General features: G+C 75.5%; 21 protein-coding genes and 1 riboswitch. Of the genes, 16 read left to right on the top strand and 5 right to left on the bottom strand.

Going from position 1 to position 22322, the window contains the following annotated elements; all coding sequences use genetic code 11:
- The first annotated feature begins 18 nt into the window (after positions 1–18).
- Genes EBM89_RS00200 through EBM89_RS20950 form a run of 3 tightly spaced genes read left to right on the top strand, consistent with a single transcriptional unit; the run spans position 19 to position 1570 of the window.
- A complete protein-coding gene (locus tag EBM89_RS00200; RefSeq protein WP_122147448.1) occupies positions 19–1005 on the top strand; it encodes an LLM class flavin-dependent oxidoreductase in 987 nt (328 codons plus the stop codon).
- A complete protein-coding gene (locus EBM89_RS00195; RefSeq protein ID WP_122147447.1) occupies positions 1005–1367 on the top strand; it encodes a hypothetical protein in 363 nt (120 codons plus the stop codon). Before EBM89_RS00200 ends, EBM89_RS00195 begins: the two co-directional genes overlap by 1 nt.
- A gap of 59 nt (positions 1368–1426) precedes the next feature.
- A complete protein-coding gene (locus EBM89_RS20950) occupies positions 1427–1570 on the top strand; it encodes a hypothetical protein (protein ID WP_158609418.1) in 144 nt (47 codons plus the stop codon).
- Here EBM89_RS20950 and EBM89_RS00190 read toward each other — a convergent pair.
- Positions 1567–2082, bottom strand: a complete 516-nt coding sequence (locus tag EBM89_RS00190; RefSeq protein WP_122147446.1) for a hypothetical protein — start codon at positions 2080–2082, stop codon at positions 1567–1569. The genes EBM89_RS20950 and EBM89_RS00190 overlap by 4 nt on opposite strands.
- Before the next feature lie 178 nt (positions 2083–2260).
- Here EBM89_RS00190 and EBM89_RS00185 point away from each other — a divergent pair, with 178 nt between their 5' ends.
- Entirely contained in the window at positions 2261–3166 is a 906-nt protein-coding gene (locus EBM89_RS00185) for an endo alpha-1,4 polygalactosaminidase (RefSeq protein WP_122147445.1), read from the top strand.
- A gap of 63 nt (positions 3167–3229) precedes the next feature.
- Here EBM89_RS00185 and EBM89_RS00180 read toward each other — a convergent pair whose 3' ends face one another.
- Positions 3230–5599, bottom strand: coding sequence for a hypothetical protein (locus tag EBM89_RS00180; RefSeq protein WP_122147444.1), 2370 nt, complete (start codon positions 5597–5599; stop codon positions 3230–3232).
- Between the two features lie 256 nt (positions 5600–5855).
- Here EBM89_RS00180 and EBM89_RS00175 point away from each other — a divergent pair, with 256 nt between their 5' ends.
- On the top strand, positions 5856–6245 hold the full coding sequence (locus tag EBM89_RS00175; protein WP_122147443.1) for a winged helix-turn-helix domain-containing protein: 390 nt from the start codon (positions 5856–5858) through the stop codon (positions 6243–6245).
- A 327-nt stretch (positions 6246–6572) separates the two neighbouring features.
- Here EBM89_RS00175 and EBM89_RS00170 read toward each other — a convergent pair whose 3' ends face one another.
- The gene (locus tag EBM89_RS00170) at positions 6573–7148 is read right to left on the bottom strand and encodes a GNAT family N-acetyltransferase (protein ID WP_122147442.1); all 576 of its coding nucleotides are present in this window, start codon (positions 7146–7148) and stop codon (positions 6573–6575) included.
- Between the two features lie 60 nt (positions 7149–7208).
- Here EBM89_RS00170 and EBM89_RS00165 point away from each other — a divergent pair, with 60 nt between their 5' ends.
- From EBM89_RS00165 to map, 3 genes are read left to right on the top strand one after another with little or no spacing between them, the layout of a single operon-like run.
- Entirely contained in the window at positions 7209–8063 is an 855-nt protein-coding gene (locus EBM89_RS00165; RefSeq protein ID WP_122147441.1) for an alpha/beta fold hydrolase, read from the top strand.
- On the top strand, positions 8056–8661 hold the full coding sequence (locus EBM89_RS00160; protein WP_122147496.1) for a TetR/AcrR family transcriptional regulator: 606 nt from the start codon (positions 8056–8058) through the stop codon (positions 8659–8661). Before EBM89_RS00165 ends, EBM89_RS00160 begins: the two co-directional genes overlap by 8 nt.
- Positions 8662–8670: 9 nt before the next feature.
- Positions 8671–9441, top strand: a complete 771-nt coding sequence (gene map / locus EBM89_RS00155; protein WP_122147440.1) for a type I methionyl aminopeptidase — start codon at positions 8671–8673, stop codon at positions 9439–9441.
- Between the two features lie 207 nt (positions 9442–9648).
- On the opposite strand, the gene EBM89_RS00150 is transcribed toward map, so the two are convergent.
- The gene (locus EBM89_RS00150; protein WP_122147439.1) at positions 9649–10527 is read right to left on the bottom strand and encodes an NAD(P)H-binding protein; all 879 of its coding nucleotides are present in this window, start codon (positions 10525–10527) and stop codon (positions 9649–9651) included.
- Between the two features lie 164 nt (positions 10528–10691).
- Between EBM89_RS00150 and EBM89_RS00145 the strand changes: the two genes are divergently transcribed.
- The 6 genes from EBM89_RS00145 to EBM89_RS00120 all read left to right on the top strand — a co-directional run bounded on the left by EBM89_RS00145 (position 10692) and on the right by EBM89_RS00120 (position 15974).
- Complete coding sequence (locus tag EBM89_RS00145; RefSeq protein WP_122147438.1) at positions 10692–12221, top strand: SulP family inorganic anion transporter; 1530 nt, start codon at positions 10692–10694, stop codon at positions 12219–12221.
- Between the two features lie 50 nt (positions 12222–12271).
- Entirely contained in the window at positions 12272–12772 is a 501-nt protein-coding gene (locus EBM89_RS00140; RefSeq protein ID WP_122147437.1) for a low molecular weight protein-tyrosine-phosphatase, read from the top strand.
- 54 nt (positions 12773–12826) lie between these two features.
- Positions 12827–14011: a pyridoxal phosphate-dependent aminotransferase gene (locus EBM89_RS00135; RefSeq protein WP_122147436.1), complete on the top strand. Its 1185-nt coding sequence runs from the start codon at positions 12827–12829 to the stop codon at positions 14009–14011.
- 88 nt (positions 14012–14099) lie between these two features.
- Entirely contained in the window at positions 14100–14504 is a 405-nt protein-coding gene (locus EBM89_RS00130; protein ID WP_122147435.1) for a TFIIB-type zinc ribbon-containing protein, read from the top strand.
- A 55-nt stretch (positions 14505–14559) separates the two neighbouring features.
- Positions 14560–15651, top strand: coding sequence for a lactate/malate family dehydrogenase (locus tag EBM89_RS00125; protein ID WP_122147434.1), 1092 nt, complete (start codon positions 14560–14562; stop codon positions 15649–15651).
- Entirely contained in the window at positions 15648–15974 is a 327-nt protein-coding gene (locus tag EBM89_RS00120; RefSeq protein ID WP_122147433.1) for an ACT domain-containing protein, read from the top strand. The genes EBM89_RS00125 and EBM89_RS00120 overlap by 4 nt, the downstream gene beginning before the upstream one ends.
- On the opposite strand, the gene EBM89_RS00115 is transcribed toward EBM89_RS00120, so the two are convergent.
- Positions 15961–17667, bottom strand: a complete 1707-nt coding sequence (locus EBM89_RS00115; protein WP_122147432.1) for an RNA-binding domain-containing protein — start codon at positions 17665–17667, stop codon at positions 15961–15963. The genes EBM89_RS00120 and EBM89_RS00115 overlap by 14 nt on opposite strands.
- A 165-nt stretch (positions 17668–17832) precedes the next feature.
- A riboswitch (glycine riboswitch) is annotated at positions 17833–17954 on the top strand.
- A 201-nt stretch (positions 17955–18155) separates the two neighbouring features.
- Between EBM89_RS00115 and gcvP the strand changes: the two genes are divergently transcribed.
- Both gcvP and gcvT read left to right on the top strand, forming a co-directional pair.
- Positions 18156–21134: an aminomethyl-transferring glycine dehydrogenase gene (gene gcvP / locus EBM89_RS00110; protein ID WP_122147431.1), complete on the top strand. Its 2979-nt coding sequence runs from the start codon at positions 18156–18158 to the stop codon at positions 21132–21134.
- A complete protein-coding gene (gene gcvT / locus EBM89_RS00105) occupies positions 21131–22297 on the top strand; it encodes a glycine cleavage system aminomethyltransferase GcvT (RefSeq protein WP_255414322.1) in 1167 nt (388 codons plus the stop codon). Before gcvP ends, gcvT begins: the two co-directional genes overlap by 4 nt.
- Positions 22298–22322: the final 25 nt, after the last annotated feature.

Raw genomic sequence — 22322 nt, 5'->3', positions numbered from 1 at the left:
CTGCGTACAGTCGTCCCCATGAGTGCCGCCGACGCCACCCCCGCCGCCAGCCGCCCCGTCGCGCCCGAGGTCGGCGTGCTGCTGCCCCGCGACCTGCCCGCCGACCAGGTGCTGCCCTACGCGCGGCGCGCCGACGCGCTCGGCTTCGCCGAGCTGTGGGTGGTCGAGGACCTGGGCTTCCGCGGGGGGATGGCGCAGGCCGCCGCGGCGCTCGCGGTGACCGAGCGCATCCGGGTGGGCGTCGGCATCCTCCCGGTCGGCGCGCGCAACGTCGCGTTCGCGGCGATGGAGGCGGCGAGCGTCGCCGAGCTGTTCTCCGGCCGCCTGCACCTCGGCATCGGCCACGGGATGCCGGACTGGATGCGGCAGGCCGGCGCGTGGCCCGCGAGCCCGCTCACGGCGTTCAAGGAGTACGTCACCGCGCTGCGCGCCCTGCTGCGCGGCGAGGAGGTGACGGTCGACGGCCGCTACGTGCGGCTGGACGGCGTCCGGCTGGAGTCGCCTCCGGCGGTGGTGCCGCCGGTGCTGGCCGGGGTGCGCGGACCGCGCTCGCTCGCGGCCGCGGGGCGGTGCGCGGACGGCACGGTCCTCGCCGAGCCCGTCGGCCCGGAGTACGCGCGCGCCGCGCGGTCGCAGATCGGGGACGTCCCCGGTCACCGCGTCGTGGCGTACGACATCGGCGCGGTGGCCGACGACGCCGCGACGGCCCGCGACGCCGCCCGCCCGGCGCTGGCCTGGGTCGGCGACCCCGGGTGGGCGCCGCACATCGACCCGCTGCCGTTCGCGGCGGAGTTCCGCGACCTGCGCGAGCGGACCCCGGACCGCGCGGCGTTCGCGCAGGCGCTGCCGGACGCGTGGGTCGACGCCCTCGCGGTGGTCGGGACGCCCGAGCAGGCCCGCGCCCGGCTCGCGGAGATCGGCGCGGCCGGGGTCGACGCGGTCGTGCTCGCCCCCACCGGCCCGGACCCGCTCGCGGCCCTGGACTCGCTGGCGACGGTGCTCTGATGTCGTCCGCATCGCGGCCGCTCGTCGACGCGCATCTGCTCGAAGCGCTTCCCCTGCCCGTCGAGGGCGTTGAGATTCAGAGCCCCATCCTGACGCTGTTTGGACGCGAGTGGAACCTCACGGTGGCGTGCCCGTGGCGGGGCAGGATCGGGAGCAGGGACCTGGACTGGGAGGACGACGACATGGAGAGCGTCGCGCGCGACCTCATCGACTCCGACCTCGTCGCCGTTCGCCAGGTGGGTGCGTCGGTGGAGTTCGCGTTCTCGAGGGGCACCCTGACCGCGACACCGGATTCGAACCTGGACCCGTGGGTGATGGCGCTCCCCGGCGGGCTGATGGTGGGGCGGGTCGTCGACGGCTGATCCAGAGTTAGATGTGTCGGTACCGGGACATTTCTGGATGTGTCGGTACCGACACATCGGTGCAGCGGCACGTGATGACGAGCCGCCGCACCCCGGAGGGACGGCTGGTCACGCCGTTCCTGGACACGCTGGAGCCCGAGGCGGTGCGCGGCACCCCTGGCACAGCCGCGCGCGACGAGGCGCGGGACCCCGCGAGCCGCTAGACCGACACCCAGCAGTACAGCGCCTCGCCGCGCTCGCGCCCGCCGCGTGCGAGGGCCGCGAGGTCGAGCAGGAACGACGCGAGGGCGTCGGGGTCGGCGTCGCCCCAGAACTCGTCGGTGCGCGACCACGGCCCCGCGACCTCGGCGAGCCGGTCGTCGGAGGCGGTGGCGAGCGCGTCCGCGAGCGGGTCGTTGAGGCGGAGCACCAGGCGCTCGCCGCCGTCGCGCAGCGCGACGGGGTCGCGACGGGCGGACTCGAGGACCTCGTCGAACGTCCGGCCCGTGAGCAGCGCCTCCAGGGTGCCCATCTGGACGACCGGCTCGACGCCGTTGCCGGGCACGGTCGGGAACGCGGGGTCCGTCGCGGTCGTCGCGGGCCGGCCGGTCCGGTAGAGCAGGCCGCGCGGGTCGGGGGACGCGGCGACGGCGGCACCGGGTCCGCCCACCAGGTCGACGGTCCCGGCCGCGGCGTCGTCGGTGGGGGCCACGAAGTAGTCGCAGAGCAGACCCATGCCCCCATCGTGCCGGAGCCCGCCGCGCGGCGGGAGGGGTTCCGCACCCGGCCCGTGTGACTGCACGGGTGAGTGCTCCGGTCTCACCCGGACCGGCACGTCGCAGCGGGCGCGGGCCGTCGCATACTGCGGGGGCGGTACCCCGGACGGGGACGCCGGGGCGACGGAGGGACGGACGATGCGGGTGCGACGGGACGACGGGGCACGAGCGGCACGAGCGGTCGCGGTGGCGGCGGTCGTGCTGGTGCTGACCGCCGCGTGCGGCGACGCCGCCCCGGACGTCACCCCCGACGCCCCGCCGGTCACGAGCCCCGCGGTCACCCTCCCGGCGCCGACGGGCGTGGGGACGGCCACCCACGACGTGGCAGGTCCTCCTGCCGGGGCCGTGGTCGACTACCAGCTCGGGGGCGGCTACCCGCCTGCCGCCGGCATCGGCGGCGTGGTGCGGGACGTGACCGACGTGCCCGAGCCGGGGATGTGGTCCGGCTGCTACGTCAACGGGTTCCAGACGCAGCCCGCGGAGCGGGAGGCGTGGTTGGCGGACCACCCGGACCTGGTGCTGCGCGACGACGACGGCGAGCCGGTCATCGACCCGGGCTGGCCGGACGAGCTGCTGCTCGACACCTCCACGGCGGAGCAGCGCGCGGCCATCGCGGGGGTCGTCGGCGCGCAGGTCACGGCATGCGCGGAGCGCGGCTTCGACGCCGTCGAGCTCGACAACCTGGACTCGTGGACCCGGTCGGACGGGCGGCTCACCGAGGACGGGGCGGTGGACCTCGCGGCCCGGCTGGTCGCGGTCGGCCACGCCGCCGGGCTCGCGGTCGGGCAGAAGAACGCCCCGGACCTCGGCACCCGCGGCCGGGACGAGGCGGGCTTCGACTTCGCGGTCGCGGAGGAGTGCCTGCAGTACGACGAGTGCGCCGCGTACACGGACGTCTACGGCGACGCGGTCGTGGACATCGAGTACGAGGCCGACGACTGGTCGGGGGTCTGCGCCGACCCGCAGCGCCCGACGTCGACGATCCTGCGCGACCGCGACCTGCGCACCCCCGACGACGACGGGTACGTGCTGGAGACCTGCTGACACGCGGACGGCCCCCCACCCCGCCGGGTGGCGGGACGAGGGGCCGTCGGTGGTGCGGGTGGCTCAGCGGGTGGTGCGCACCCGGCGGGCGACGAGCACGAGGCCCCCGCCGACCAGGAGCAGCAGCCACGCGCCGGTCATGAGCGAGCCGGTCTGCGAGCCGGTGACGGCCAGCGCGGCCGGGGCCGTGGCGACCGGCGCCGCGGCGACCGGGTTGGCGACCGGCGTGGCCGCCGGGACGGCCAGCTCGACGGCCAGGGTGGCCCAGCGGCCCGAGGTGCCGCCGGTCGCGATCACGGTGTGCGCACCCGTGGGGGCACCCGCCGGGATCGTGGCGAGCAGGCGGGCGACGCCGTCCGCACCGGCAACCGCGGTGCCGAGGAACATCGGCTCCGAGTGCAGGTAGAACGCGACGGTCTCACCGGGCAGGAAGCCCTCGGCGACGAGCTCCATCTGCTGACCCGGCGTCGTGGCGGCCGCCGGGGTGTCCAGCGTCGTGCCCTGCGTCGGGGTGGTGCCGGTCCGGGCGGGCTCGCCGACCACGGTGACGACCACGGTGGTCGACGCGGCCGCGGACCAGGCGGTCGCCGGGACGTCGAGCACCAGGGTGTGCGTGCCGACGGACAGCACCGGCAGCGTCACCGAGAAGGTGCCCTGCTTGCCGGACTCGCCCCGGGTGAGGACGGTCGAGCCCTCGCGGACGGTCCAGGCCGTCGAGAACGGCTGGCCCTTGAGCGACACGGAGGCGTCGAAGGACGCCGCCGTCGCCACGGCGGTGCGGACCGCACCCGGCGCGGAGACGGCCGGCTTGAGGGCCGTGACCGTCAGGGTGCCGGTGCCCGTGGCCTTGAGGTACGGGCTGTGCGCCGGCCCGGCGTCCAGGAGGGCGACGCGGTTCCAGATGATCTGCTTCGACTGGAAGTACGCCTCGACGTCGTAGACGCCGACCGCGACGTCCGCGACCACGAAGCCGGTGGTGCCGTGGTCGAGCGTCTGCGACGCCAGCCAGATCGCGTCGCCGCCGCCGCGCGGGGTGAGCTTGACCTCGACCTGGCCGGTCGGCACGGGGCCGCCCTTCGGGCCGGAGACGGTGACGGGCAGCAGCGCCTGGTCGCCCACGACGACCGTGGTCGCGGGGACCTTGACCGTCGGGGTGGTGACGACGGTGCCGGCCCAGTGCCAGTCCGACCCGGGCTGGTAGGCCGGGTTCGTCACGGTGAGCTGGACCTCGAGGTACTTGCCCAGGTCGGTGGCCGTCGGGGTGTACGTCGCACCCGTGGCACGCACGTCGCCGTCGGCACGCCAGGTGTAGACGTACGACGAACCGGCGGGCCACGCCTTCGCCGAGGCGGTCAGCGTGCGCCCGAGCACGGTCTGGCCGTCCTCGCCGAGACCGGCGACCTCGACCGAGCCGTGCGGCATCGGCGGGACGTCGATCACCGTCGACGCGGCGTTCACACCGGTCGAGACGGGCTGGAAGCCGGGGGCGGTGACGTCGACGTAGACCCAGATGTCGCGGCCGAGGTCCTGCAGGCTCGGGGTGAAGGCGTTGGTCGTGGAGCGCTCCACGCCGTCGACCTCCCACGACCAGACGAACTGCGCGTCGGCCGGCCAGCCGGCGTCCGGCGAGGCCACCAGCGTGCGGCCGACGTAGGCGACCTTGTCGCCGTACTCGCCCGTGGCGCCGGAGACGTCGATCTGCCCGTACATCTTCTCGAGGCCGGCGACGGTGTCGGACGCGACGGACATGCCGCCGTTGGAGGGCTCGTAGCCGTCGGCGGTGACGGTCCAGGCGATCTCGATCATCTGACCGAGGTCGTCGGACGTCGGGGTGTAGCGCAGGCCGTCGGCGAGGTGCCGCGCGCCGGACCACCAGTCGACGTCGATGACCGCTCCGGCGGGCCAGTCGACGGGGATCGCGTTGATCCGGGTGCCGGTCGTCGCGACCGGCTCGTCCCACTCGTTCGTGGTCAGGCCGCTGAAGTCGAAGGAGCCCCACATCTGCTGGAGCTCCTCGGGGCCCGACTGGCCGGAGGTGGACTGCTGGTTCCCGGAGGAGCCGCCGGGGGCCGGGGTCACGTCGACCGGCTGGGTCTCGGTGTCCTCGGGGACGATGACGACGGTGTCGTCCCCGCCGCCCTCGCTCTCCTCGCCGCCCTCGGTGGTGCTCGTCGTGGTGACCGTGCCCGCGTCGGTGCCCTCGCCGGCGTCCTCGCCGGGCGTGGTCTCGACGGGCTCGGTGGTCTCGGTGGTCTGCACCTCGACCGGCTCGGTCGTGGTGGTCGTGCTGGTGGTCGTGGTGGTCTCGCCGGCGTCCGGCGTGTCGGCGACCGCCGCACCCGCCGGGACCAGCATCGCCGCGATGACCGCGGTCGCTGCCAGGGCCACCGGCCGCCGCACGCGGCCCCGCCCTGCGTCGCGCAGTGTGCGCATGGGAACTCCCCCTGTCGGACGGGGACCGTTCCCCGTGCCTGAGTCAGAACGTGGGGCTCATCGGCGGTTCACCCGGTCGTGTCAGGGATCCTGAGGTTCGGGTTTCGCGGGTGAGGTGCTGGCACCCAGGCCGCTCGGCGACCGCGCAGGTCAGGGGTGTGGAAGGCGATGTCCCCGCATCGGCGAGCTCGGGCGCCTCCCCGACGGCGGGTCTGGTCGCCGCGCGGGATCGAGGGCCTCGCCCTACCGTGAGGTGATGGCGAACGGGACGGATCCCCGCCAGGCGGGCGGGCGGACTCTGGTGCGCGGAGACCTCGTGGTCGAGGTCCCCGCGCGGTGCGTGCGCGTGGCCGAGCACCCGGTGCCGCTGACCCGCAGCGAGTTCGAGATCCTCGTGGCGCTCGCGGAGCGCGCCGGGCAGCCGGTGTCGAAGGACGAGCTCGCGGTGGCCGTCGCCGTGCACGGCCCGCACGCGGTGCCGACGCCGACCGACGCGGACCGGCGCAGCATCGAGGTCCACATGGCGAACCTGCGCCGCAAGCTCGCGGACCGGCTCGGCGACCGGGGTGGCATCCGCACGGTGCGCGGGCTCGGGTACCGGCTGGAGTCCGAGCCGCGCGTGCCGTCCCAGCGCGCCGCGGGCTGACCGCCCTCCGCTTCCGCCCTCGGGTAAATCCGTTGGCGCCCGCAGGACGCGGGCGTACGGTCGAGGCACATGGGAAAGGAGGTGGTCCGAGACATGAAGTCTTCCCGGACGCGTGAGGTGGCTGCCCGCTAGCCGCCCGAGCACATCGGACGGACTGCTCGATCCGGACGTGCGCCCTGCCGGTCCGACCGGCACGGCGGCGGGCGAATCCCCGCAGTCACCGCAGCCCGTGGGAGCCGCGACCTCGTCCCTCGCGGCAGGGCCCCTCTCGAGGGACCCGGCCCACGGGCTGTTCCCTGCCCGGGCGCGCACCGCGCCCGGGCTTCGTCAGGCCCCGGCGAGCCGGGCGAGCAGCCCGGCGCGGACGCCCGGCCACTCCTCCGGCAGCACCGAGAAGTACGCGGTGTCCCCGCGCGAGCCGTCGGGCGCGAGCCGGTGCTGTCGCAGCACGCCCTCGGGCACCGCGCCGAGCCGGGTGATCGCGGCGACCGACCGGGTGTTCCGGCTGTCGGCGCGCAGGGCGACGCGGACGCAGCCCCAGACGTCGAACGCGTGGCCGAGCATGAGCAGCTTGCACGCCGGGTTGTTGCTGGTGCCCCACCACCGGGGAGCGAAGAAGGTGTGCCCGATCTCGACGCGGGGGACGCGCGGCTCCCAGTCGTAGAACGAGGTGCTGCCGCGCACCTCGCCCGTGGCGGCGTCGAGCGCGGCGAACGCGAGCCGGCCGGGTGCGGCGCGTGCGGCCTCCACCTCGGCGACCCAGTCGTCGGTGCCCACCGGGAGGGCGGAGGACATCCCGGCCCAGATGCGGTCGTCGACGAACGCGGCGAGCGCGGGCGCGTGGTCGGGGGCGAGCGGGACCAGGCGGACGCCGTGGCCGTCGAGGACGAGGTCGTGCTGCACGCGACGATCGTCGCAGACGGGTGCTTGCCCTCGGTGGCTAACGGTATTAGCCTGTGGGCTATGGACAACAACCAGGCACGGCGCACGCTCCTGCTGCAGCGCCCCGAGGGCCGCGTCGCCTACGACGACGCCGGCACCGGTCCGCTGGTCGTGGCGGTCCCCGGGATGGGTGACCTCCGCTCCACCTACGACGAGCTCCGCACCGCGCTGCTCGCCGCGGGCTACCGCGTCGTCACCACCGACCTGCGGGGGCACGGGGACTCCGACCCCGGCTTCACCACGCACGGCGACGAGGCGACCGCGGGCGACGTCATCGCCCTGGTCGAGCACCTGGACGCCGGGCCCGCGGTGCTCGTCGGCAACTCGATGGGGTCCTCGGCCGCCGCCGTCGTCGCGGCCGACCGGCCCGACCTGGTGCGGGGCCTCGTCCTGCTCGCCCCGTTCCTGCGCGACCCGGCGGCCGGCGGGGTCAAGAAGGGGGTGCTCGACCTGGTGCTGCGCGCGATGCTCACGCCGCCCTGGGGCGCGGGGGCGTGGGCGCGGTACTACCGCACCCTCAACGCGGGCACCCGCTCGCCCCGCCTCGACGCGCACACCGCCGCGCTCCGGGAGGCCCTGCGCCGCCCCGGGTACCTGCGGGCGTTCCGCCACCTCGCGCTCGCGCTGGACCACTCGGTGGTCGAGCGCCGCCTCGACCGCGTGCGCGTCCCCGCGGTCGCGGTCGTCGGTGCCCTGGACCCCGACTGGCCGGACCCCGCCGCCGAGGCCGCCTGGATCGGCGAGACCATCGGCGCGCGCACCGTCCTGGTGCCCGACGCGGGGCACTACCCCCAGCACCAGACGCCCGACGTCGTCGTGGCGGCGACGCTGGACCTGCTCGCGGCCACCGCGGACCCCCGGGGTGCCGGTGCCTAGGGCCGGGCTGTCCGGCGAGGCCGTCGTCCGGATCGCGCTCGACCTCGTCGACGCGGGCGGCACCACCGGGTTCGCGGACCTCACGCTCGCCAAGGTCGCCGCCGAGGCCGGGGTCGCGACCCCCAGCCTCTACAAGCACGTGGGCTCGCTCGCCGCGCTGCGCCGGGAGGTCGCGGTGCTCGCGGCGCGCGACCTGCGGTCCGTGCTGGTGGACCGCACGCTCGGGCTGTCCGGGCCCGCCGCGCTGCGGGCGCTCGCCGACGGGATGCGGGAGTACGCGCACGCCCGGCCCGGCCGGTACGCGGCCGTCCAGGTGGCCGCCGACCCCGCGGACCCCGCCGACGCCGACCTGGCCGCTGCGGGGGCCGAGGTCGTCACGCTGATCGTCGCGGTGCTGCGCGGCTTCGACCTGCCCGAGGACCGCGCCGTCGACGCGGTGCGGGCCGTGCGCGCGGGCGTGCACGGGTTCGTCGCGCTCGAGCTCGGCGGCGGGTTCCGGCTGCCGCAGGACCTCGACCGCAGCTTCGCCGTCCTGGTGGACCTGCTGGTCGCCGGGGTCGGCGCCCTGGCCGACCCGGGGGAGGGTCGCCGCGTCTAGGGTGGTCCGGTGGCCGAGCTGAAGACACCCCGGGAGATCGAGCAGATGCGGGCCGCCGGGGCGTTCGTCGCCCGGGTGCTCAGCAGCCTGCGGGACGTGGCCCGGGTGGGCACCACCCTGAAGGACCTGGACGCGCACGCGCACCGGATGATCGACGACGCCGGGGCGCACTCCGTCTACCTGGGGTACCACCCGTCGTTCGGCGCGATGCCGTACCCGGGCGTGCTGTGCACCAGCGTCAACGACGCGGCCCTGCACGGGCTGCCCTCGGACCAGGTGCTGGCGGACGGCGACGTGCTGAGCATCGACTTCGCCGCGCAGGTGCAGGGCTGGGTCGCGGACTCGGCGCTGACGTTCCAGGTCGGCACGCCCGACCCCGACGCGCAGCGGCTGATCCAGGTCACCGAGGAGGCGCTCGCGGCCGGGATCGCCCAGGCCCGCCCCGGGAACCGGATGGGCGACATCTCCGCCGCCATCGGCGAGGTCGGTCGCGCCGCCGGGCTCGGGATCAACGCCGACTTCGGCGGGCACGGCGTCGGCCGCACCATGCACGAGGAGCCGCACGTGCCCAACCTCGGCCGCCGGGGCACGGGGCTGAAGCTCCGCGCCGGGCTGGTCATCGCCATCGAGCCGTGGTTCATGGCGGGCGGCGACGGGTACGCGGTCGACGGCGACGGCTGGACGATCCGCACCGCCGACGGCTCGCGGGCCGCGCACGCCGAGCACACCGTCGCGATCACCCCCGACGGCCCGCTCGTGCTCACCGCCCGCAAGGGCTGACCGGTCGGATCGTCGCCGGACCGACGTCTGCGGTTCACCGGCCCGTCGGGTCGCGGCCAGCGCGGGCTGGCAGCGTGCGCAGGACCCCTCCCGTGCGGTGCCCTGCGGCACGCGTCCGGGCGGGGTGAGCCGGTGGGGGCGGCGCGCGCTCGGGGGAGGTCGTGCGTCGCCCCCATCCAGCTGCGTCGGGTTCAGCGGGTCACGTGCTCAGGTGAGCAGGTGGGCCCACGCGTCGGGGTCGAGGTCCAGCCAGTCGCGCAGAGACTGCGCGGGGCGTCCGGTCAGGCGCGGCACCGTCGGGGACACCGTCGCGAGCTCGCCGGTCGCGATGGCCGCGTAGGACGTCACCCAGCCCTCGACCTCCCACGGCTCGGCGTCGTACCCGGCGCGGGACGCGAACGCCTCCTCCCGGGTCTCCGGCTCGTACGTGATCGCTCGGCCGGTCGCCTCGGACAGCACCGCCGCCGCCTCGGTCAGGGAGTACGCCTCGGGTCCGGTCACGTCGTACGCCTGCCCGTCGTGCGCCTCGGCGCGCTCGTCCAGCAGCACGGCCGTCGCCACGTCGGCGACGTCGTCGTGCGAGACGGCCGCGAGCCGTCCGTCGGCGGCGGGCCCGCGCATCACGCCGTCCGCGCCCACGAACCGGGCGACGGCGTCGTGGTACAGGCAGTCCCGCAGGAACGTGAACCGCAGGCCCGAGGCACGCAGGTGCTCCTCGGTGGCCCAGTGGTCCCGGGCGAACGTGAACGTCGCGTCCGGCGCCGCACCCTGGAACGACAGGTACACGACCCGCTCGACGCCCGCGTCGACCGCCGCGTCCACGGCCGCCCGGTGCTCGTCCACCCGGCCCGCCGCCTCGCGCCCCGACACCAGGAACACCGTGCGTGCGCCCGCGAACGCCGCCCGCGTCGCCGCGATGTCCACGTACCCCGGGCTGACCGCGACCTCCGCCCCCGGGACGTCCGGCGCGCGGTCCGGCGAGCGGACCACCAGGCGCTGCCGGGCGCCCTCCGCTGCCAGGCGCACGGCGAGCCGCCGCCCCACCCGGCCGGACGCCCCGGTCACCACGATCAGGTCCTCGTCCACCCGCCCACCTCCGCCTCGGGTCGTGCTGCCTGGCAGCGACGGTAGTCGCCCTCCCGGGCGGTGTCCCCGCGGACCACCGGAGCCCCGGGGGTAACCCTCACGTGACGTGAGAGTAGAGTGCGTCCGCCCCCCGACCCCACCCCTGCGACCCGAACGGATCCGCCGTGCCCGCCACCCCGCCCGCCGCCGAGCCGGCCACCCCCGTGGTGCCCGAGGCCGACACCGCCCACTCCGTCCGGGCGGCCCTGCGCTCGCCGGCGCGGCTGCGCACCGAGGTGCTGGCCGGGCTGGTCGTCGCGCTGGCGCTGATCCCCGAGGCGATCTCGTTCTCCGTGATCGCCGGCGTCGACCCGCGGGTGGGGCTGTTCTCGTCCTTCGTCATGGCGGTGTCGCTCGCGTTCCTCGGCGGTCGCCCCGCGATGATCTCCGCCGCCACCGGTGCTGTCGCCCTCGTCATCGCCCCGGTGATGCGGGACCACGGCCTGCCGTACCTGCTCGCGACCGTCGTGCTCGGCGGCGTGCTCCAGGTGACGATGGGCCTGCTCGGCGTCGCCCGGCTGCTCCGGTTCATCCCGCGCTCGGTGATGGTCGGGTTCGTCAACGCGCTCGCGATCCTCGTGCTGATCGCGCAGGTGCCGCACGTGGTCGGGGTCCCGTGGCTGGTCTACCCGCTGGTCGTCGCCGGGGTCGTCGTCATCGTGCTGCTGCCCCGTCTCACCACCGTCGTGCCCGCGCCGCTGGTCGCGATCGTGCTGCTCACCGTCGTGGTGTCCGTCGCGGGGATCGCGGTGCCGCGGGTGCGGGACGCCGGGCAGCTGCCCGACTCCCTGCCCGCCCTCGCGTTCCCCGACGTGCCCCTGACGCTCGACACCCTGCGGATCATCGCCCCGTACGCGCTGGCGATGGCCCTCGTCGGGCTGCTCGAGTCGCTGATGACCGCCAAGCTCGTCGACGGCGTCACGGGCACCCACTCCGACAAGACCCGCGAGTCCTGGGGTCAGGGCGCAGCCAACGTGCTGTCCGGCCTGTTCGGCGGCATGGGCGGCTGCGCCGTCGTCGGCCAGACGATGATGAACGTCAAGGTCGCCGGGGCGCGCACCCGGCTGTCGACGTTCCTGTCCGGGGCGTTCCTGCTGCTGCTCGTCGTCGTGCTCGGCGACGTCGTCGGGGCGATCCCCATGGCCGCGCTGGTCGCCGTCATGATCATGGTCTGCGTCGCGACGTTCGACTGGCACTCCGTGCGTCCGTCCACGCTGCGGCGCATGCCGCTCAGCGAGACCGGTGTCATGGTCGTGACCGTGGTGGTGGTCGTCGCCACCCACAACCTCGCCTACGGCGTCATCGCGGGCGTGCTCGTCGCCACGGTGCTGTTCGCCCGCCGGGTCGCGCACCTCACCACCGTCACCCGGACGGTCCCCGCCGAGGGCGGGCCCGCGGTGTACGCGGTGTCCGGGGCGCTGTTCTTCGCGTCGTCCAACGACCTCGTCTACCAGTTCGACTACGACGGGGACCCGGAGCAGGTCGTCATCGACCTGTCCGACGCGCACGTCTGGGACGCCTCCACGGCGGCGACGCTCGACGCGATCACCAGCAGCTACGCCGCCAAGGGCAAGGTCGCGACCATCCGCGGGCTGAACGCCGACAGCGCCCGGCGGATCGGGCGCCTCGCCGGTGCGCTGGGCCCGGGTCACTGAGCCCGGTGTTGGATGGGGGTGTGAGCGACGAGCGAGCCCCCTACCGCGTGATGACCGTCTGCACCGGCAACATCTGCCGGTCCCCGATGGCGGAGGTCGTCCTCCGCGACCGCCTCGACGCCGCGGGCCTCGGCGACCAGGTGGTCGTGGACTCCACCGGGGTCAGCGACGAGGAGCACGGCAACCCCCTCGACCGGCGGGCGCGCACCGCCCTGGCCGCGCGCGGCTACGCCGTCCCCGACCGCGCCGCCCGCCAGGTGCGCGCCGCCGACCTGCGCGACCGCGACCTCGTGCTCGCGATGACGGCCTCCCACGCCCGGGCGCTGCGCCGGATCGCGGCCGACCCCGACCTCGCCGACCGCGTCGTGATGTACCGGTCGTTCGACCCTGCGGCGCCGCGGGTCGCCGACCCGCGCGACGAGCACCTGCTCGACGTCGACGACCCCTGGTACGGCGGTCCCGAGAACTTCGAGCACTGCCTGGACGAGATCGAGGCGGCGGCGGACGGCGTCGTCGCGGCGGTCCGGGCGTCCCTGGCCGCGCGCGCCTGACCCGCGCGCCGCACGCCAGGCGCGGCGATCCGCCCGGGCGGGCAGGATGGCGGGATGAAGGTCTCCACCCGCTCGCAGGTGCCGCCGTTCGCCGTCATGGACATCGTGGCCGCCGCCAACGCCCGCCGGGCCGCTGGGCAGTCCGTGCTCAACCTCTGCGTCGGGGAGCCCGCGACCGGCGCGTCCGAGGTCGTGCGCGAGCGGGCGGTGCAGCTGCTCGCGGGCGGGGACCTCGGGTACACCGAGGCCCTGGGGTCGCCCGCGCTGCGGCAGGCCGTCGCCGGGCACTACCGCGCCTGGTACGACGTCGACGTGGACCCCGCGCGGGTGGCCGTCACCACCGGCTCCTCCGGGGGGTTCGTGCTCGCGTTCCTCGCGGCCTTCGACGTCGGCGACCGGGTCGCGCTCGCCCGGCCCGGGTACCCGGCGTACACGAACATCCTGCGGTCGCTCGGCTGCGAGGTCGTGGACCTGCCGTGCGGTCCGGAGACCCGCTACCAGCCGACCGTCGAGCAGCTCGAGGCGCTGGACGCCCCGATCGACGGCCTCGTGGTCGCGGGCCCGGCGAACCCGACGGGGACGCTCGTGGACCGCGGCGCGCTCGACGCCCTCGCCGCCTGGTGCGCGGACCACGGGGTCCGGCTGATCTCCGACGAGATCTACCACGGCATCACCTACGGCGACGCCCCCGGCGCGGAGCCCGGACCCGCCGGCGCGCCCACCGCGGCGACCGCGCTCGGCACCGGCGCGGTGGTGGTCAACTCGTTCTCCAAGTTCTGGGCGATGACCGGCTGGCGGCTCGGGTGGCTGCTGCTGCCCGACGACCTCGTCGCGCCCGTCGACGCGCTCGCGGGCAACGTCACCCTGTGCCCGCCGGCGCTCGCCCAGCACGCGGGTGTCGCCGCGTTCACCGAGGCGGGCTACGCCGCCGCGCACGCCAACGTCGCCCAGTACGCCGCGTCCCGCCGCACGGTCCTCGACCGGCTGCCCGACCTCGGCTGGACCCGTGTCGCCCCCGCCGACGGGGCGTTCTACGTCTACGCGGACATCTCGTCCTCCGGGCTGGACTCCCGCACCTGGTGCGCGCGGCTGCTCGACGAGGCCGGGGTCGCGCTGACCCCCGGCACCGACTTCGACCCCGTCGACGGGCACGACTGGGTGCGGCTGTCGTTCGCCTCGTCCCCGGACGTCGTCGCGGAGGCCGTGGACCGGATCGCCGACTGGCGCACCCGGGGCTGAGACGCGGAACCCCACCGGGCGCCCGTTCGTTCCAGGGCCGGACGGTGCGCGCCGACCCGACGTCGGCGCGCGGGCGAAGGAGGTCGACATGAGGTGTCCCACGGACGGGGCCGAGCTGGTGATGGCGGAGCGGCAGGGCGTCGAGATCGACTACTGCCCGTCGTGCCGCGGCATCTGGCTGGACCGCGGCGAGCTCGACAAGATCCTCGACCGCGCCGCGGGCGTGCCCTCGGCCACCGGCGCCCCCGCGGCGCCCGCCGCGCCGCCTGCCGCCGACCCCCGGTTCGGCGCGTACCCGCCCGCGGCGCCCCCGCCCGCCCCCGGGTACGGCGACGGGTACCGGGACCGCGGCTACGAACAGCCGCGCGACGGCTACCGGGACGAGCGCTACCGCGACGACCGCCGGTACGACGACCGCCGCGACCCGCGCTACCCGTACGGCAAGAAGAAGAAGCGGGAGTCCTGGCTGGGCGACCTGCTCGACTTCGACTGAGCCGCCCCGCCCCCGCGTCACGTGCCGGACACGTCCCCGCACTAGCCTCGGGGCCGTGGACGTGGCGGTGCTGGGTGCGACAGGGGACGTGGGGCGCCAGGTGTGCGCCCAGCTCATCGAGCGGAGGGTGCTGCCGACGACCTCGCGGCTGCAGCTCGTCGGACGGCCGGACGGCTCGTCCGGGCGGGCCTCGTACGGGCTGCGGGCGGACCTGGTCGACGCGTACGACGAGCACGCCCCGCTGATCGACGTGGCGCTGCACCCGGACGACGTGGTCGCGGACGTCATCGTGCTGGCCGCGGGCCGGACGGCTCCGGCGCGCGCGGGCGCGGTCGCGGACCGGGCGGCCCTGGCCGCGGAGAACCACGCCGTGTTCGCCGCGTACGCCCGGTCGATCGCGGAGCACGGCTCCGGGCACGAGGTCGTGGTCGTGGTGTCGAACCCCGTCGAGCTGGGCGTCGCCGTGGTCGCGCGCGAGCTCGGTCGGCACCGGGTGATCGGGATGGGCGCGTGGCTGGACACGCTGCGGTTCCGCCGGGAGGTCGCGGTGTCCCTGGGGGTGCGCCGCCACCGGGTCGGCGGGTTCGCGGCGGGGCAGCACGGCGACGACCTGGTGCCGCTGTGGTCGACGGTGCGGGTCAGCGGCCTGGACGCGGACGAGCGGCGGCGCGCGGTCGCGCAGCTGCGCGGCGGTCGGTCGCTGGACGGCTTCGGCGCGGAGATCGACGAGGCGAAGGTCCGCCTCGGGGGGCTGATGGTGGACGACGTCGCGGGGGCGTTCGACCTGGTCGAGACGTGGCCGCCGGACCTGCGCGGGGTGTCCCGCCCGTGGCTGACGCACCAGAGCGGCGCGAAGACCGCGGCGGCGACGGCGAACGCGACGGTGGACCTGGTGGACACGGTGCTGGACGGCCGGGACATCGTCGTGGCGGGCCAGGTCGCGCTCGCGGGCGAGGTCGAGGTCGCCGGGACCCCGCTGCACGGCGTCCTCGGGGTGCCGGTGGTGCTCGGCCCGGAGGGCTGGTCGCGGGTGCTGCTGGACGAGCCCGAGCCGGACGAGGCGCGGCGGCTGCTGGCGACGGCGGAGCGGATCGACGCGATGCTGCGGCCGTGGGGCCTCGGCGCCGGGGCGGAGGTGGCCCGGTGACCGCGCCGACGATCCCGCCCGCCCCGGGCGACCACCGCTGGGTGGCGTTCGTGCGAGGTGTCGACGCCACGGGGACGCTGACGGCGCTCGCGGGGGTGTTCTCCACCCGCGGGGTGTCGTTCGACTCGCTGGCGACCGGCGACGTGGTCGACGGGGTGGGGCTGATCGTGGTGACGTTCACGGCCTCGGAGCGCCGCCAGCGGCTGCTGACCCGCACGGTCGCCCGGCTCGCGGCCGTCCGTTCGGTCGAGGTGCGCGCGGCGGAGCCGTCCGAGCACGCCGCGGCGGTCGTGACCTCCGACCTCCCCTTCAGGACGAGCTGACCGGCAGCCAACGGATCGAGGGGCCGCGCTGCGGGCCGTCAGGGTCCTTCACCACGACGTTCGCCGAGCGCAGTTCGTTGAGCATCTGCGTCGCCTGCTGCACATCGAGGTCGAACATGTTCCGGATGGTGCGGTTGGTGATCCAGCCGTACTCCTGGAGGTGCGCTTCGACCCGGGGCCGGGCGGAGTCGGCACGTGTGCGGTGGCGCACGGCGGTGCCCAGGGAAGCCGCGACGCCGGGGCGCAGACGCCAACGGACGCCACGCCGGGCGTCGCCGTCTCGCTCGACAAGAGGGACCGGGCCGGACGCCAAGGAGTCGATCCGGTCCTTCGCCTCGACCTCGGTCACCTGCAGCAGCCGCGCGCCGTCGGTCACCGAGAGCGTCGGCCGCGAGCAGAGGTGGACGAGTGCCAGCATGGCGTCCACGTTCTCCCGGAGCGCCCGAGGCAGCGAGGCCACGTAGCCGGCGAACGCCCGGTTCGGCGCCCCGCTCGTGAACGACACCTCGACGGCGTACTCGTCGGCCGAGATGACGGGCACGCGCTGCCCGACGCGCACCTGCTCCCGGAACATTCGGTCGATGCCTCGCGACGCGCGCTCGGCTAGCCCGATCTGCTGCATCGCCGTCATCAGGGTGACGTTGCGAGGGGTCGACACGGTGCTCAGCAGGCGGTCCTCGGTGACCCCGAACGGGAGGCCGCCCGGCGACCAGATGCGGAGCACGTTGGGGGAGTGGTCGACCACCGTCCGCTCGTGTCGCGCGTAGTCGCGGTGGACGAGGGCGTTGGTCACCGCCTCGTCGACCGCGATGGGGGAGAAGTCGGGTAGCGCGACCTCCTGGCCGCCGGAGAGGGCGACACGGGCCACCTCGGGGTCGATCGTCGAGCGGACGAGATCGAGCACCCGGGGGAGCAGGAGCACCAGCGGCTCGCGAAAGCGACGGACGGACGGCTCGGCTCCGGGGGCCGGGCGCATCATGAGGTCGAGGACGTCGTGCTCGGGCACGCAGAGCAGGATCTCGCCCGCGACCAGCAGGCGACCTTCCCGGTCCACGAGGTTGAGAGCGCGGAGCAGGCTCGCGTCGTCCAGGTCGGCCATCTGGCTGCGCAGGTCGACGAGCTGTCCCAGCAGCCTGCGCAGCTCTGCTAACGCGCCGGGCGCGATATCCGCGGCGACGCGCTCCGACTGCCGTGAGGTCAGATCGGGGTTGCGTCGCTCGTGGGCGAGCGCCCGACGAGCTTCTTCGGTCAACGGCCTGCACGACGTCCCGTCGCGGCCGAGCGCCTTGCCCTTGCTGTCGGTGACGAGGTCCAAGCCCTCAGGGACCGTGATGACCAGGAGCCGCGTCCCGTGGAACTCGACCTCCTCGATCGGGACCGTGAGCTGCGGACGAGTGTTCCCGTAGATGCGGTTCCGCAGCGCCGTCGGGTCCGCCTGGGTCCCGAAGAAGGCGCCCGGACCGGGTGTCTTGTCGTCGACGCCGAGGACGATGCGACCACCGCGGGCGTTGGCGAAGCAGATCACGGCGTCGACCAGTACCTCGACCAACCGGGCCTGCGGGTTCGCTGAGGCGCCGCGCCCGGTCACCGTGTGGGGGTCGCGCTTGAAGTCCAGGGTCGGCGACTCGAGGGAGTCTGCGGTCGCCCCGGCGAGGACACGCTCGAGCGCCGGTCCGACTGGATCGAGTTTCATAACAAGTTTCTAGCACGGTGGTGCGTGCAGGCGATACAGAAACTCCCGAGAAACCTCGGAGCGCCTACGGGTCGCACCACCGACTCGCCGACCGGACCGCGGACGCCTGACGACGCCGGGCGGGGCCGCGGTTACGCTGTGACCCAGACAACTTCACACGCTGCTCGAACCGCGGCGGGAGAGCCCTCCCGCACGGTGCCGTCCCGACGCGGGGCGCGCCGGACGCGAGGCGCCGAAGGAGCAACCCTCCCCGGGAATCTCTCAGGCCCCCGTACCGCCGTGGCGAGGCAACTCTGGAAAGCGGCCGACCCCGAGTCGGCCCACCGACGGTGCAAGTCGGCGCGCCCCGGCCCTCACGGGCACGGCGGACCGGCAAAACTCTCAGGTCGTGCGTGCCCGGGCCCCGCCCGAGGCCGGCGGATGACAGAGCGGGGAGACGCGCCACCCCCGCACGTCCGTCCCCGCTCGTCCGATCCCGGAGCAGCCGCGTGACCTCACTCGAGTCCCTCCCGACCCGCACGTCCGCTCCCGCGGGCGCGACCACGACCGACGCCGCGCGCGGCTTCGCCGACCGGCACGTCGGCCCCCGGCCCGGCGACGTCGCGGGCCTGCTCGCGCACGTCGGCGCCGGCTGGCCCAGCCTGGACGCCCTGGTCGACGCGGCCGTCCCGGCGAGCATCCGCACCGACCGCCCGCTGGCGCTGCCGGAGGCGCGTGGCGAGTCCGAGGTGCTGGCCGCGCTGCGGGCCATCGCGGACAAGAACACCGTGCTCACCCAGATGATCGGCCTGGGGTACCACGACACCGTGACCCCGCCGGTGATCCGCCGGAACGTCCTGGAGTCGCCCGCCTGGTACACCGCGTACACGCCGTACCAGCCGGAGATCTCGCAGGGTCGCCTGGAGGCGCTGCTGAACTTCCAGACGGTCGTCGCGGACCTCACGGCGCTGCCGGTCGCGAACGCGTCGCTGCTGGACGAGGCCACCGCCGTCGCCGAGGCCGTCGCGCTGATGCACCGGTCCGCGAAGGGCCGCACGGGCGTCGTCGTGCTGGACGCGGACTGCCTGCCGCAGACGCTCGCCGTGACGCTGGGCCGCGCCGAGGCCGCCGGGCTGGGCGTGCGGGTCGCGGACCTGACCGACGGGCTGCCCGACCTGGGCGACGAGGCGCTGGTCGGCCTGGTGCTCCAGGCGCCCGGCGCGTCCGGCGCGGTGCGGGACCTGGCCCCGCTGGTCGCGGCCGCGAAGGAGGCGGGCGCGCTCGTCACCGTCGCCGCGGACCTGCTGTCGCTGACGCTGCTCACCCCGCCCGGCGAGCTCGGCGCGGACATCGCCGTGGGCTCGGCCCAGCGGTTCGGCGTCCCGCTGTTCTACGGCGGCCCGCACGCCGCGTACATGGCGGTGCGCACCGGCCTGGAGCGCTCGCTGCCCGGCCGCCTGGTCGGGGTCTCGCTCGACGCCGACGGCGCCCGCGCGTACCGCCTCGCGCTGCAGACGCGCGAGCAGCACATCCGCCGCGAGAAGGCCACGAGCAACATCTGCACCGCGCAGGCGCTGCTGGCCATCGTCGCGTCGATGTACGCCGTCTACCACGGCCCGGACGGGCTGCGGGAGATCGCGGAGCGCGTGCACGACCGCGCCGTGGCGCTCGCGGACGGCCTGCGGGCTGCCGGGGTCACGGTGCAGCACGCGCAGTTCTTCGACACCGTCCGCGCCGTCGTCCCCGGGCGGGCGCGCGCGGTGGTCGCCGCCGCGGCGGCCCGGGGCATCAACGTCTGGGCGGCCGACGACGACCACGTGCAGGTCACCTGCGACGAGGTGACGACCCCGGCGCACGTCGCCGAGGTCCTGGCGGCGTTCGGCGACGTCGTCGCCGGGGCGGCCGCGGTCGACGGCGACGCGCCCACGGCGATCCCCGTCGCGCTGCGCCGCACCAGCGCCTACCTCACGCACCCGGTGTTCCACCGGCACCGCTCCGAGACCGCGATGCTGCGCTACCTGCGGTCGCTGTCCGACAAGGACCTCGCGCTGGACCGCACGATGATCCCGCTGGGCTCCTGCACGATGAAGCTCAACGCGACCGTCGAGATGGAGGCCATCTCGTGGCCGGGCTTCGCGGGCATCCACCCGTTCGTCCCGGCGGACCAGGCCGTGGGGTACGCCGAGCTGATCGGTGACCTCGCGGCGTGGCTCGCGGAGATCACCGGCTACGCCGCCGTCTCCGTGCAGCCGAACGCGGGCTCGCAGGGCGAGTTCGCGGGCCTGCTCGCGATCCGTGGGTACCACGAGGGTCGCCGCGCCGAGGCGATCGCGGGCGGGGCCGCCCCCGAGGACGTCGCCGTCCGCGACGTCTGCCTGATCCCCGCGTCCGCGCACGGCACCAACGCCGCGTCCGCCGCGCTCGCCGGGATGCGCGTGGTCGTCGTCGCGACCGCCGAGGACGGCTCGGTGCAGCTGGACGACCTGCGCGCCAAGCTCGAGCAGCACGGCCCGCGGGTCGCGGCGATCATGATCACCTACCCGTCCACGCACGGCGTGTACGAGGAGGACGTCCGCGAGGTCTGCGACCTGGTGCACGCCGCGGGCGGTCAGGTCTACATCGACGGCGCGAACCTCAACGCGCTCGTCGGGCTGGCCCGGCCGGGCGAGTTCGGCGGCGACGTGTCGCACCTGAACCTGCACAAGACGTTCTGCATCCCGCACGGCGGCGGCGGCCCGGGCGTCGGCCCGATCGGCGTCGCGGCGCACCTCGTGCCGTACCTGCCCGCCGCGGACGTGGTCCTCGGCGCGGAGCCGGCGCTCGCGGGCGGGTCCGCCCCCGCCGTGTCGGCGGCGCCGTTCGGCTCGGCGGGCATCCTGCCGATCTCGTGGGCGTACGTCGCGCTGATGGGCGGGGACGGCCTGCGCCGCGCCACCGAGACCGCGGTGCTCTCGGCGAACTACCTGGCCTCGCGGCTGGAGCCGCACTTCCCGGTGCTCTACACGGGCCCCGCCGGGCTGGTCGCGCACGAGTGCATCCTCGACCTGCGGGCCATCACCAAGGCGACCGGCGTCACCGCCGAGGACGTCGCGAAGCGGCTGATGGACTACGGGTTCCACGCCCCGACGCTGTCGTTCCCCGTCGCCGGGACGCTGATGGTCGAGCCGACCGAGTCCGAGGACGTCGCGGAGCTCGACCGGTTCGTGGACGCGATGGTCGCGATCCGCGGCGAGATCGACGCCGTCGCCGCCGGGCGCTGGCCGCTCGCGGACTCGCCGCTGCGCAACGCCCCGCACACCGCCGCCGCCGTGACGGCGGACGCGTGGGAGCACGCCTACGGGCGCGAGCTCGCCGCCTACCCCGTCGCGAGCCTGCGCGCCGGGAAGTACTGGCCGCCGGTCCGGCGGATCGACGGCGCGCACGGGGACCGCAACCTCGTGTGCGCCTGCCCGCCCGTCGAGGCCTACGCCGAGGAGCCCGTCCTGTGACCGAGACCCCCACGCCCACGCCGGCCCCCGAGGTCGTGCTGTCCCCGCTGCACGACGAGCACGTGGCGCTCGGCGCGACGATGACGCCGTTCGCCGGGTGGCAGATGCCGCTGCGCTACGCCGGCGACCTGGCCGAGCACCAGGCGGTGCGCACCGCCGCCGGGCTGTTCGACCTGTCCCACATGGGCGAGCTGCACGTCGACGGACCCGGTGCGGGCGCCGCGCTGGACCACGCCCTGGTCGGCAACCTGTCGGCCCTCGCGATCGGGCGCGCCCGGTACACGATGATCGTCCAGCCCGACGGCGGCATCCTCGACGACCTGATCGTCTACCGGCTGGGCGACGAGGCGTACCTCGTCGTCGCGAACGCGTCGAACGTCGCCGTGGTGCGGGACGCGCTCGCCGTGCGGCTGGAGGGTTTCGACGCCTCGCTGACCGACCGGTCGCTGGAGACGGCGCTGATCGCCGTCCAGGGCCCGCGCGCGGCGGAGATCGTCACCGGCCTCACCGACCCCGCGCACGTCGACGCGGTGCGGGACGTGCGGTACTACGCCGGGATGCCCGCGACGGTCGGCGGGGTCGAGGCCCTGGTCGCCCGCACCGGCTACACCGGCGAGGACGGCTTCGAGCTGTTCGTGCCCGCCGACGCCGCGCCCGGCCTGTGGCGGGACCTGCTCGCCGCCGGGACCCCGCTGGGCCTGGTGCCCGCCGGGCTGTCCGCGCGCGACAGCCTGCGCCTGGAGGCGGGCATGCCGCTGTACGGCAACGAGCTCGACACCACCACCGCCCCGCACGACGCCGGCCTCGGCCGGGTCGTCAAGCTCGACAAGACCGGGCCCGACGGGGAGCCGCTGCCGTTCGTCGGCCGCGAGGCGCTGGCCGCGCGCGCCCACGCCACGCCCTCGCGGGTGCTGGTCGGCCTGGTCGGCTCCGGGCGCCGCGCCGCCCGCCACGGGTACGAGGTCGTCGCGAGCACCGCGGCCGACGCCGTGACCGTCGGCCGGGTCACCTCGGGCGCCCCGTCGCCGACCCTCGGCACCCCGATCGCCATGGCCTACGTGACCCCCGAGGTCAGCGCGGTCGGCACCGAGCTCGCCGTGGACGTCCGGGGGCGGCGCGAGCCGGTCCGGGTCGTCGCGCTGCCGTTCTACACCCGCGCCTGAGCACCCCCACCCCCGTCAGCCCCGC

This window comes from Cellulomonas triticagri (assembly GCF_003696205.1).
Taxonomy (GTDB): domain Bacteria; phylum Actinomycetota; class Actinomycetes; order Actinomycetales; family Cellulomonadaceae; genus Cellulomonas; species Cellulomonas triticagri.
The sequence above is the reverse complement of the archived record's forward strand: the minus strand, read 5'-3'. Positions and strand labels throughout refer to the sequence as shown.